Annotated in this window: 4 protein-coding genes; all 4 read left to right on the forward strand. The window is 76.9% G+C overall.

Annotated elements, in window-relative coordinates; translation table 11 throughout:
* The first annotated feature begins 66 nt into the window (after positions 1 to 66).
* From NX801_RS03335 to NX801_RS03350, 4 genes are read left to right on the forward strand one after another with little or no spacing between them, the layout of a single operon-like run.
* Positions 67 to 5,451, forward strand: coding sequence for a DUF6603 domain-containing protein (locus NX801_RS03335; protein ID WP_258785344.1), 5,385 nt, complete (start codon positions 67 to 69; stop codon positions 5,449 to 5,451).
* The gene (locus NX801_RS03340; RefSeq protein WP_258785346.1) at positions 5,448 to 7,847 is read left to right on the forward strand and encodes a hypothetical protein; all 2,400 of its coding nucleotides are present in this window, start codon (positions 5,448 to 5,450) and stop codon (positions 7,845 to 7,847) included. The genes NX801_RS03335 and NX801_RS03340 overlap by 4 nt, the downstream gene beginning before the upstream one ends.
* Positions 7,844 to 11,848 (forward strand): hypothetical protein, encoded by a 4,005-nt coding sequence (locus NX801_RS03345; protein ID WP_258785347.1) that lies wholly within the window; start codon positions 7,844 to 7,846, stop codon positions 11,846 to 11,848. Before NX801_RS03340 ends, NX801_RS03345 begins: the two co-directional genes overlap by 4 nt.
* Positions 11,845 to 12,924 carry a hypothetical protein gene (locus NX801_RS03350; RefSeq protein ID WP_258785348.1) on the forward strand — a complete coding sequence of 360 codons (1,080 nt, stop codon included), beginning with the start codon at positions 11,845 to 11,847 and terminating at the stop codon, positions 12,922 to 12,924. Before NX801_RS03345 ends, NX801_RS03350 begins: the two co-directional genes overlap by 4 nt.
* Positions 12,925 to 12,943: the final 19 nt, after the last annotated feature.

Raw genomic sequence — 12,943 nt, forward strand, 5'->3', positions numbered from 1 at the left:
GGTCCGTGCGCTGTGCCCAGCTGTGTCCATGCGTCGTCTCTCGGCTTTTCGGCGGAAGGGAACTTCATGTCGGGTCCGGAAAAAGCGAAGCCCGTCAATCTGCTGATCGGGAACAACCGGCCGGACCAGCCGTACACGGAGCGCCTGGTCAACCGCGATCCCGACAACCTCGACACCCAGGTCCCGAGCGGCGGAGTGGAGCTGGCCCGGCATCATGTCGTCCCTTTCAGTCTGTTGGCCCAGTTCTGGGACAAGGTCGTCGCGGAGGAATGGAACGAACCGAGCCGGTACCGGATCAAGGAGGGGCTTCAGGAACTCGTCCGGAGCCTCGCCGGAATGGCGCCGCGCGAAGGGATGCGCCCGCCCTCCGAACAGTTCAAGGAATTCGCCGAAGCGTTCGCCGGCAATGAATTCACCGAGGACCCCGGGGCTCGCCCGCCGGACGGCAAGGACGAGGCCCTCTCCTTTTACGCATGGGTGGCGGGAAACCTCTTCGTCGGGCCCTCCGGTGCCTTCCGGTCCGACGATCCGCATGACGCATTCGAATCGGGCTGCGCCCCGGTCATCGGCGCCGAACCATTCCGGACGCGCAGCAAGGCTTTCGAGAGCCTGAACCGCTATCTGAAGGGCGGGACGGGCAGCAGGGCCCTGCACGGCGAGGGCCGGGAGTTCGTGAAGAGGTACCGCGACATCGTGCTGCGGACACAGGAGGGTCCCTGGCGGCTCCGCGCGGCGGACTGGGAGAAGGACGCGCGCCGCACCCGCTACCGCATCAGGGGCTCGACCGCCCCGGAGGTGACGTCCGGCAGCCCGGCGCGGACCACGGAGGACTGGGCCGCATCACCCTCCGGCGCTCCCCGGGACGGCGACGGGCCCACACCGGACGGGGGCCCGGTGACCATCGGCGGAACCACGATCGAGTTCACGCTCTGGTACGACCAGGACGGCTACCGGCGCCTGGTCGGCAGCACCCGGGCGGTGGACATCGGTGCCCTCGCGGACTGGGTCGTCGCACAGTGGGGCCCGGGGGCCGAGCCACCGGCGGCGCTCCGCGACCTGACCGTGGACAACCTCACCCTGGAGGTGGCCGAGGGGCCGGCCGGCGCCGCCGACTGGGAGTTCACCGTCGCCACGACCGGCCGCTTCGACTCCTTCGCGGTGGACCTGCTGATCTCGCTGCGGCGGCGGACCGGCGGCGCGTCCGGCCCGCAGGGCCCGGGCGACGGCGAGATCACCCTCACCGCACAGGCCGGTCTGGTCCTCGACCCCGACGAGGACCGGCGGCTCTGGTTCAGCGGCGGGATCGCCGGGGGTACCGGGAGCGGCACCGGCTGGTGGCGGCTGACCGGCGAATGGCGGGCAGGGGAGGAGGACACGGGCCTGACGCTCACGGACCTCGGGGCGGCGCTCGGCTGGTCCGGAGCGGGGGAGATCGAGCAGGCGCTGCCGCCGGCACTCCGGCCGGAGGTGCGGGAGCTGACCCTGCTGTACGACTCCCGCACCGGCCCCGTGCTGGGGGTGGAACTGGCGCGGTCCTCGGTGGTCCTGGCGCCGGTCCGGCTGCCCGGCCGGGGCACGGCCTGGTGCGCCCGGTTCACGTACCGGGTGGACGCCGGCCTCGGCGACCTCCCGCTGCTGGCCGGTCAGGTGCCGCGCGAGGCCGACCTGCGGGTGACCGGGGTGGCGGTGACCCACGCGTCGGCGGCACTGACCCCCGGGCAACTGGCACAGCTCGACGCGGTCCTCACGGACGCCGGTCTGCCGCCCATCGGCCCGCCCGCCGGACCGGACGGCGGAGGTCTGCCGGCCGGCACCCTGCTCGCCGTCGGCCACACCCTGCCGGGACAGCCGGAACACACCCTCTCCGTCCCCCTGGGCACCGCCTCCGGGACCCCCGGCGCCCCCGGCCGGGAAACCCCGGAGACCGGCCTCCCTCCCGCCCGGGCGGTCACCGGCCCGGTCGCCCCCGCCGCCCCCGCCGCCCCCGTCGGCCCGGCCGCACCGGGCGCCGTCGTCCGGCCGGGGCGCGACGCCGTCCGGACGGAACCGTCCGGCCCGGACGCCCCCGACCGGGCAGACGTCGGCCGGGAGTGCGGGCCGCTGTCGGTGTACCGGATCGCGCTCTCCTACGCGGACCACCACCTCTGGCTGGCGGTCGACGGCTCCCTCGGGGCCGCCGGGCTCACCCTGTCGGTGACGGGCCTCGCGCTCGGGTTCGACCTCGGCGCCGCCACCCCGGAGCTCCGCACCCGGCTGGACGGGATCGGCGTGGAGTTCGACCGCCCGCCGCTGACCGTCGCCGGGACCCTCGCCCGGCGCGACCGGCCCGGCTACGCCCTGGTGGTCGAGGGCGGTCTCACGGTGGCCACCCCCTCCTTCGGCGTCCTCGCGGTCGGCGCCTACCAGCGCCCGGAGGACGACCGCACGGGACCGTCGCTGTTCGTCTTCGGCCGTGCCACCGCGGCCTTCGGCGGCCCGCCGCCCTTCCGGGTGACCGGGGCGGCCCTGGGCTTCGGCTACAACAGCGCCGTACGGGTGCCCGAACAGGACGAGGTCGGCACCTTCCCGCTGGTCGCCGGGCTCGACGGGGACGACCCCGACGGCTCGGCCGACCCGCTGGCGGAGCTCACCACGCTCACCGGCGGCGACCACCCCTGGGTGACTCCCGCCGAGGGCGGCCTCTGGCTGGCCGGCGGGCTCGACTTCACCTCCTTCGAGTTCCTGCGCGGCCGGGTGCTGCTCCTGCTGGAGGCCGGGCCCGAGCTGACCGTGGCCCTGATCGGCCGCGCCGCCGCCGACTTCCCGAAGAACGGGCGCACCCGCTACGCCCGGATCGGCGTCGACCTGCGGGTGGTCTTCCGGGCGGCCCGGGGCGAACTGACCGCCACCGCCCAGCTCGCCGACTCCTATGTCATCGACCCCGCCTGCGTCCTCACCGGCGGCGCCGCCTTCTCCTCCTGGTTCGACCCCAGCCCGTACGCGGGCGACTTCGTGCTGACGGTGGGCGGCTACCACCCGCACTACAACCCGCCCGACCACTACCCCGCCGTCCCCCGGCTGGGCTTCCGCTGGTCGGTCGGCTCCGGCGTCTCGGTCACCGGCACCTCCTACTTCGCCCTCACCCCGAACGCCGTCATGGCGGGCGGCTCGCTCGACGTCCGGTACGCCTCGGGACCCGTCGAAGCCTGGCTGACCGCGCAGGCCGACATCCTGGTTCAGTGGGCGCCGCTGCACTTCGACGCGGGCTTCTCGGTACGGGTCGGGGCGCGGGTCACCCTGCTCTTCCCGGTCAGCGGCGAACTCGGCGCCACCCTCCGGCTATGGGGCCCGCCCACCGGCGGAACGGTGTCGGTGGACTTCTGGTTCCTCACCCTGACCGTCTCCTTCGGCGCCGGTGCCACCCGGCCGCCCGCGCTGACCTGGCCGGAGTTCCGCGACCAACTGCTGCCGCCGGACGCCCCGGTGACCGTACGGGCACTCGCCGGGCTGCTCCCGGACGCCGACGCCGACCCCGCGCTGCGGGCCGCCCGGGTGGCGGCGGGCGAGGAACCCTGGCAGGCCGACCCGAACGGCTTCGTCTTCGTGGCGGCCACCGTCGTCCCGGCCGCCGCGCTCTCCTTCGACGGCACCGGGAAGGCACACGACGACCGGGGTACCGACATCCGGCCCATGGGCCTCGCGGGGCTGGGCGGAAATCTCGATGTCACCGTCTCCTACGCCGACCCGGGAGCCGTTTCCGGCCGCCCGGGCCGCGGGCCCGGCTGGCGAGCGCTGCCGGACGCGCACCGGTGGCTCGCCGAACCGGTCCGTACCGCCGTGCCGTTCGCGCTCTGGGGCGACCCGGCCGTCCCGGCCGACCGGGTCCTGGAGCAGGAGGGGCTGGACGACGCGCTGACCGGGCTGCGGGTGACCGTCCCGCCCCCGGCCGACGCCGGGCAGGAGCTGGGCCCGGTCGCCGAGCAGGACGTGGCCTTCGAGGACCTCACCCCGGACGGCCCCCTGCCGCTCGACCCGGGGGCCCCGCCCGTCGAGCCGGAGCCCCGGGAGCCGGAGAGCGCCGGCGCCGGAGTGGCGGCCGTCGCCGGACAGATCGCCACCCTCGCCACCGGCCTGGCCCGGCGCGGCCTGCGGGACGCGCTGCACGAGCTGACCGGGACGCCGCCACCGGACGGCCCGCTGGAGCAGTACGCCCGGCTGGCGGCCACCGACGGGCTCGACGGCGATCCGCTGCTGCTGGCGGAGGAGCCCCCCGAGCCGGTCGTCCAGCCCGCCGTGCTGGCCCTGGACGGCGCGGGCCGGCAGCTCCTCGCCCTGCACGCCGACACCGGGGCGGTGCTGAACCGGCTGGTCCTCGACGGGCCGGGGCCGTATCTCGCGGCCCTCACCCCGGACGGCGCCCTGCTCTGTGCGGCGGACTCCGACGGCCAGACCCTGGAACGGGCCGACCTGGCGGCCTGGCGGCTGCTGCCGGGGATCGGCGGGATCGGTCTCGGCGCCCCGCCCGCGGCGCTCGCACTGGACGCCACCGGTGAGCACGCGGCCGTCGTCAGCCCGGCCGTCCGGGCCGGCGCCTGGGCGGACCTCGGCGGAGCCGCCCCGGTGGTGCGGACGGTGCTCGGGGACAGCCCGGGCAGCCTCGCCGGCGCCGCGCTCGACCCGGACGCGGCCCAGGGATATGTGACCGCCCAGGACACCGGCAAGCTGTTCACCCTCGACCTCGCCCGGGGCGAGACCCGCCCGGCGGTCGCCGGGCCCGCCTCGCCCACCCTGGTCGCGCCGCTGGACGCCGGTCTGGTGTACGTGTACGGGGCCCACGCGGGCGGCCACGGAGGCGTACAGGTCGTCAGCACCCGGCCGGACGGCCCGTACTACGCCCCGTACGTCTTCGCCGAGCCCGGCGAGGCCCTGGCCCTCCGGGCGGCGCCCGGCCGCCGGGCCGTCCTGCTCCGCCGCTCCGCGGACGGCACCGGGTGCGTGGTGACCCTGGGGTGCGCGGAGGACGGGCGGTCGTCCACCACCTGGGTGGCGAGCGCCCCGGTGGCGGCGGAGCCCCGCACCCTCGCCCTCGACCCGCTGGGCCGGGTTTGGGTGCTGCACGAGCGGGCGGTGACGCTCGTACGGAACGGCGACAACGGCACCGACGGCGGCACCGGCACCGATGGCGGCACCGGCACCGATGGCGGCACCGGCACCGACGGCGGCGGCACGGTGTCCGTCCCGGTCCCGGCGGAGGGCGGCCCGCTGGCCGTCGCCTTCTCGCCGGACGCCACCCGCGCCTTCGTCGTCTGCGCGGACGCCACCGTGCTCCCGCTGAGCGCCGACGAACGGGGAACCGTCCTGCCCGGTACGCCCTGGCCGCTGCCGCCCGGTACCGAGGCCGGCACCGCCCTGTACGCCCTCGTCCCGGCCGCCACCACACTCGCCACCGGCTCCGAAGGGACCGCGCCGTGACCTCCCCGACCAGCCCGCACACCACCCCGTCCGGGCCCGGCTACCGCATCCGCCTGCTCGACGCCCGCCTGCCCGCGGTGGACGCGGGGCGCTATCTCATCACCGCCACCCAGCATGTCGAGAGCCTGGACACCGGCGACTACCTGCACCCCGTCGAGCAGCGCTTCGACGTCCGGGCACCCCAGTTCGCCCTGGCGCCCGAGCGGGTGCACGCGGTCGGTCCGGCGCCCGGGTCCCGCGCCGACCACTCGTCCACCCTCGCCCATCTCACCCTCGCGGACCCGCTGTTGCCCTGGCTGCGGGCCCCGGCGGCGCCGGGCGGCTTCCGGGCCGGGCGCCCGGACGACGAGGCCCCCTGGCTCGCCCTGCTGGTCCTGGCCGCCGGCGAACTCCCGGACGACCCCCGGGCCGACGCCCTCACCACCGGGCGCACCGCCGGAGAACTGCTCGCCGACGAGAACGGCGTACGCCACCCGCTGATCGATCCGGGCCAGATCGAGGGGGATGCGACCGCCCCCTGCCGGACCGTCGACATCCCCGGGGACGTCTTCCAGCGGCTCGTCCCGCGCACCGACGAACTGCGCCAGCTCGTCCATGTCCGCCGGGTGGAGACCGACACCGGACTGCGCGGCGAGCGACTGGCCGAGGGCTCCTACGCGGTGGTGCTCTCCGCCCGGCTGCCCGACCCGGCCGCCGAGACCCGCTACTGCGCGCACCTCGTCGCGCTGGAGGGGTGCGCGGGCATCCTGGCCGACGCCGACGCGGGCACCCTCACCGGGGACGTACGGATCCGGCTGGCCGCGCTGCACAGCTGGTCCTTCACCAGTGTGCCCGCCCCCGGCGGCGGTTTCCCCGGGCGGGTACGGCACTTCCTCTTCGACGAACGCGACCAGCCGCGCGACCTGGCGCTCCGGCTCCCCGTCCCCGCCCCGGCCCCCGGCCCGGAGGCCGCCGTCCCCCGCCCGGACCCGGACACCACCGGCGCTCCCGCTCCCGGCCCGGACTCCGCGACCCGCGCCACCGCCCTGACCCGGCTGCGCTCCGGCCGGCTGCCGCTCGCCCACGAGGTGGAGACCGGCGAGGAGACCTTCGCCTGGTACCGGGGGCCGCTCACCGCCGAACCCGCCCGCCCGCTGCCCGCCGCCCCGGACACCGGATGGCGCGGCGCCGACCAGCTGCTGGTGTACGAACCGGCCTGGGGCGTGTACGACGCGAGCCGGGCGGCGGCCTGGAGCACCGGCCGGGCGCTGGCCCTGGCGGACGCCGACTTCACCGCCGTCCTCACCGCCTGGCACACCAGGGCCCGGGCCCACACCGCCCGCCTGGCACAGCGGCTGGCCACCGCCCCCGCCCCGGCTCGCGCGGCCGCCCCCGGCGGGGTGCCGGGGCCGCGACCGCTGGGCGCCCTGCTGGAGGGGTACGCCGCCGACGGCTCGGCCGCCCGGCTGCTGGACGCCGCCACCCGTACCGGCCCGGCGGCCGCCCGCCCGGCGCCCGCCGCCCGGCGGCGGGCACGGGACCGGGACCGCACCGGCCGGCTCACCGCCCTGCTGGCCGACCCGCCGCCCGCCCTGCGCGCGGCGGTGGCGGACCGGCTCGCCCCGGAGGCGGCCGCCGCCGGCGCCTGGCTGGCCCGGCTCAAGCTGCTGCACGGGGTGCCGTTCCCCTGCCTGGTACCCGACGAACGGATGCTGCCCGAGGAGTCTTTGCGCACCTTCTACGTCGATCCCGGCTGGCTCGACGCCCTCGCCGCCGGCGCCGCGGGTGTCGCCGTCACCGGCGAGAGCGACGCGGCCCTGGCCCGTGCCCTCGCACCCTGGGCCGGTGACACGGACCCGGTGCCCCGGGCCGGGGTGCTGATCCGCTCGGCACTGGTGCACGAGTGCCCCGGGCTGCTGGTCCGGCCCTGGCGCGGGCACGGCGAGGACCGGCACCCGCTCGCCGTGCTCCGCCAGGAGGCCCTCGCCGCCGATGTGCTGCTGGTCCTCTTCGACGAGGTGCCCGACGAGGTCGAACTCGCCGAGCCGCCCGAGGGGTTGTCCTTCGGTGTCGACACCGGTCCGTCCGGCGAACGGGTCATCACCCTGCGCCGGACGGACGCGCCCGCCGGCCGGGAACTGGACGGCCAGGCGTTTCCCGCCGGCGGCGACCTCACCCCCTGGCTGCGGGCCGACCCGGCCGGCCGCCCCGCCGTGCTGGACCTGCGGCCCGCCGAGGACTCGGGGCTGCTGGCCGGACTGCGCGAGCGGCTCACCGGACTGGGCCAGACGGCCGCCGCCGAACTCGGCCCGGCGGGCCTGGCCCTCCAACTCGTCAACGCCCCGCGCCGCCAGCTCCTCACCCGGGCGGCCGCCGGGGACCGGCACACTCCCACCGAAGGGCGGACCGCTCCGTGACCCACCCGTACCCGGCGTCCGCCGGACCGGTCCCGCTGATCGTGCCGGTGCGCGTGGAGGCACTCGCCGTCAACGAACGCGTCCGGCAGGCCGAGGTCTTCCAGCGCTGGGAGGCCAACTACGCCCTCACCCGGCTCCATCTCTCGCCCGAGCCGCCGCCGTTCTCCAACACCGACACCGCCTTCACCGGCGACCCCGACCGGGAAGGGGTCTACCTCCACTGGCAGTTGCCCCGCGCCCTCACCCACGGCACCGGCGGCGGCCCGGTCGCCCGTGAGCCCGGCCCCGGCGGCGCGGCCACCCCCGGCACCGGTGCGGAAGCCGCCGGGGCCCCGGTCTTCCCGCTGGTGCCCAACCGCTGGCTGGTCGTCCGCCAGGCCGTCGCCGCCTCCGGCGAACGCCGCGAGACCGGCTGGGTGGTGGAGAGCGACCACCTCGACCCGGCCGGCGGCACCAGTCCCTATCTCCACCCCGGGGACGGCAGCCTCACCCGCATCGGCCGCCGCGTGGACCTGGCGGACGGCGCCTGGACGGAACCGGGCACCCCCGGCGGCCTGTTCCTCACCGCCGTCGGCCCCGGGCTGCCCACGTTCGCCGCCTACCAGCCGTACAACGCCGATGTGTTCTCGGTGCACGACCGGACGGACGACCTGGACCCGTTGACCGCCTGGCGGCTGAACTACCTGGTGGCCGGCTGGTACGGCGATCCCGCCGCCGACCCGCTCGCCGGGGACGCCGCCGCCCGGATGGCGGCCCTCGCCTGGACCGCAGGCGGCCCCGTGCCGCCCGGCGCCCGCACCCTCTGCCACGGCACCGTGATCGACCTCGCCTGGCAGCGCCGGGGCGGCCCGCTGCCCGCCTCCGACCAGCCCGACTACCTCACTGTCGGCATCGGCAACACCACCGAGCACGCCACCGGGGCCCTTCTCGACCCGGGCGCCGCCTTCGACCCCGCGGGCCCGGAGGACCCGGCCCCGCTCGCCCGGCTGCTGGCGGCGGCCCACCACGGGCTGCTCGACACCCTGGACGCCCCCGACGGCGAGCACCGCGCCCAACGAGCCGAGCACACCTCCTGGTTCACCCCCGACCCGGCCGGTCACACCTGGGTCCTGGAGGACGCCGGGCAGCGGAACGACGGCGCCCCGGCCACGCCCCGGGCGCCGCGCGCGGTGCGGGAGACCCGGGCGGCCGTCCTCGCCGGGCTCAACGCGGACCAGGCCGCCCACGACCGGGCCGAGCGGGAACTGGCGTCGGCGCGGCGGCGGTTGTACGACCTCTGGTGGGCGGCCGGCCTGCCGAAGGTGCCCGACGCCCCCGGCGAGCGGGCCGGCGCCTACCGGGAGGATCTCCGGGCGCGGCTGGCGGACGCCACCGACCTGGCCGCCCGGCTGCGGGAGCGGGTGGCCGAGCTGCGCCGGCGGATCCCCTGGGGCAACACACCGGAGGAACTGGCCGCCGCCATCACCGCGTACCAGGAACAGCACTCCCTCGACCCGGCCACCACCGTGCTGAAGCGCTCGGTCCTGCCCCCGTACCAGCTGCCCAACGACCCGGTCGTCGTCCTGAAGGCCACCAAGGCACAACCGGCCCCGCCGCCGCCCGAGGGGTCCGGAGCGACCCCGGAGCCGTACCCGGACGAGCCGGACGCCTCCGCCGGCGACGGGCCGGACGAGGAGCCGCTGCTCTGCCGGTGGCCGGACCAGCTGGTCACCGGTGTCCGGGTCGCCGGGACCGAGGTCTCCGCACCTCCCGCCGCCCTGCCGCAGCCGCCGAACCTGCCGGAGCCGGCCGGGCTCGGAGCCGTACTCCTGTCCCTGCTGGGGGAGTTGTGCCACCTCGCCCCGTCCGACGCCCCCACCCTCGCCCGGGCGGCGGGCTACCAGGGCGACCTCGGGGCCCTGGCCGGCGCCATGGGCGACCCGGCGGCCAACGCGGTCGGCACCCCCGGCGCGTACACCGCCGCCTGGCGGCAGCCCTGGTCGCCGCTCTTCTTCGAGTGGCAGGCCGAATACCACCCGATCGACTGGCGGGACGACGACCCGCGAGCCGAAGACACCGCGGCGCACTGGGAGTTCGACGGTTACGAGTACCACTGGCGCGGCACCGGCGCGCACTCCGTGCCACTGACCCTCAGCGGCCGGCAGTTCCTCACCCCGGCCGCCGGGACCACCCTCGCCGGAGCGCTGCGGCAGTACGCCCGCACCCACCCGGGGCCGCACACCCCGGCCCTGCGCGCCCTGGCCCGCCGGGCCGAGGACTCCGGGCTCTTCTCCCAGCAGCTCACCGGCTTCACCGCGCAACTCGCGGCCCGGAGCACCACACCCGCCGCGCTCACCCCCTTCACCGTCCCGGAGGACGACCTGCGCACCGCGCTCACCGAGGCCGCCGCCCGGGCCCTGCCGCCCGACCCCGGACCGCGCCCCCGGCCCTTCACCGGCTGGGCGGCACCGCTCTTCCAGCAGTTGCGCGCGGGGCAGTTCGCCGTCGCCCGGCTCGCCGTCGTCGACCGGTTCGGCCACACCCTGCCCGCCGTCAAGCCCGACCCCCGGGCCGTTCAGCGCGCCCGGTACGCGGCCACCACCGACGTCACCGGGGTCGGCACCCCGGCCAGGGCCTTCGCCCCCCGGCTGCCGCCCGAACTCACCCCCTCGCTCAGGGATCCCGACCACCCGGACCGGGGCCATCACACCGTCAACCCGCCCACCTGGTACCGCTTCGTCCAGCTCACCCCCCGGCTGCCGCAGCCCGCCCGGGTCCACTTCACCCTGCTCGACGCCCGGGACGACACCACCGAACTGCCCACCGCCGCCGACCCCGCCACCACCCCGGTCGCCGCCTGGCTGGTGCCCGGCCACCTGGACCGCACCCTCTCCTGCTACGCCCCCGACGGCCGGCCGCTCGGGCAACTGCGCACCACCCTGCCGCCCGACGGCCGCCCCCGGGTGACCTGGCAGGCCCTGCCGTACTCCGGCCACACCGACCTGGAGAGCCTGCGCGCCGACCACGCCCAGCTGTACGCCTTTCTCACCGGGCTGACCGACCCGGCCCGGGGGCGCGGGGTGCTGGGCGGCTTCCTCGACGCCATCGGCCTGGTGCTGGACACCGTCGCGCCCACCGGCGACGCCGGGCCCGCCCACACCACGGCCCCGCTGGTCGGCCGCCCGCTGGCGCTCTGCCGGGCCCGCCTCGACCTCGATCTGGACGGTCCGCCGTACACCGACCCGTCCTGGCGCAACCTCCGGGAGAACGCCCCGCCCGCCTACCCGGACTACCGCTGGCCGGTACGGCTCGGCGAACGCTCCGAACTGGGCGACGGCCTCGTCGGCTACTTCGGCGGCGTCCACCGGGACACCGACTACTCCCGGCTGTACACCGTGCTGGCCGACTCCGAACTGCCCGACGCGGGGCGGCAGTACCTCACCCCGATCGGGACGGGCGCCTCGCTCGCCCTGGCCGCCCGGGTCCCCGCCGACGACCCCGATCACCTGCGCGCCGCCCACCTCACCCTGCTCCTCGACCCGCGCTCCACCGTGCACGCCACATCGGACGTGCTCCCGGCGGCCGAACTCACCCTGCCCGCCCGGCTGGTGGAACCGCCACTGGCCCGACTGCCGGTCTCCTTCCGGCTGGGGCCGCTGCCCACCGTCCCGTACTCCGCCGGACCACCGGACGGCACCCGCGCCGCCGCTCCGCCCGCGCTGGAGCTGCCCCGGCCCTCCGACCGGCTCGGCACCTGGGAGTGGGTCCAGCGCGACTCCGCCGGGGGGTGGGCCACCACCGCCACCCGGCCCGCCGACGACCGGGCGCGCCACCCCCGCCCCGTACCCGTCCTCCGCACCGGCCGGATCTCCCTGCGGCCGGGCGACGACGACACCCCGGACGCCCCACCGGACGGGCCGGCGGCATTGACGGACCCGGCGGACCCGATGGACCCGATGGAGCCGGCGGACCCGGCGGACCCGATGGACCCGATGGACCCGACGGAAGGACATCCCGCGTGACCACCCCGACCGAGCGGGCCTGCCTGCTGAGTTACGCCCTCACCACCGCCCCCGCCCCCCTCACCGCGGGTCCGGCCGGCCCGGCCCCCGGCGAGCAGAACGAACCGGCCTTCGCGGAACTCGCGCTGGTCGTCTCCAACAGCGGGACGGAGCCGGTGCGCTGTGCCCGGATCGCCCTCGTCCTGCCCGTCGGCACCCTCGCCCAGGACCTGACGGAGAACGGCGGATCCATCGCCCCGGCCGTCGAGCCCGCCGGCGCCTGGACGGTCGTCCCCGTGCAGTCCGATGTGCTGGTCGCCGTGCCCAAGGCGGACACCGCCCTGTTCCCCGCCGCCGGTGACACCCGTGCGCGCGGCACCGGGGACGCCGGCAGCGCGCGGTTCGAGGTCACTCCCCGGGACGGCACCACCGCCGTGGTGACCACCGACGGCCTCTGTCTCACCCTGCGGGACCTCATGGTCAGCCCCAGGGCGGGAGTCGCCGGGATCGAGATCGAGGAGTGGTCGAGCCCCGGGGACGAGGCACTCCCGGACACCCCCGCCACCCTGCGGCTGGACGTCCCCAAGTTCCCCTTCCGCCCCGGCACCCCGGACCCGGGCACCGGCCGGGCGCTGGCCGCCTTCACCGCCCAGGGCGGCCCGCCCGCCACCGAGGTCCCGGCGGGCACCCCCGTACGGCTGGAGTGGAACCATCTGCGGGGCGACACCCATGAGTTGTACGCCCATGGGCAGCGGCTGGGCGACGGCCCGGAGCAGCAGGAACAGATCGCCGGGGGCAGCGCCTTCGACCTCCCCGGCGGCCTGACCCGTGACACCGCCTTCGCCCTCAAGACCGTGCTGCCCACCCCGGACGGCGGAAGCGTCGCGGGCTGGGACCACCTGACCGTGTGCGTCACCGACCAGACCCTGGAGACGCTCACCGTCGAGGGGGACACCGCCGTCGGCGGCGATCTCGTGATCGGCCGGGACATGCGGGTCACCGGCGACCTGGACGCGACCGGGGACATCGCCACGGACGCGCACTTCCTGGACCCCACCGGAAAGCCGCCCTGGCGGGGCGCGCCGGCCACCGACTGACCTTCCCGGAAGGAGAGCG

Source organism: Streptomyces pyxinae, assembly GCF_024756275.1.
In the GTDB taxonomy this organism is placed as follows: Bacteria; Actinomycetota; Actinomycetes; order Streptomycetales; family Streptomycetaceae; genus Streptomyces; species Streptomyces pyxinae.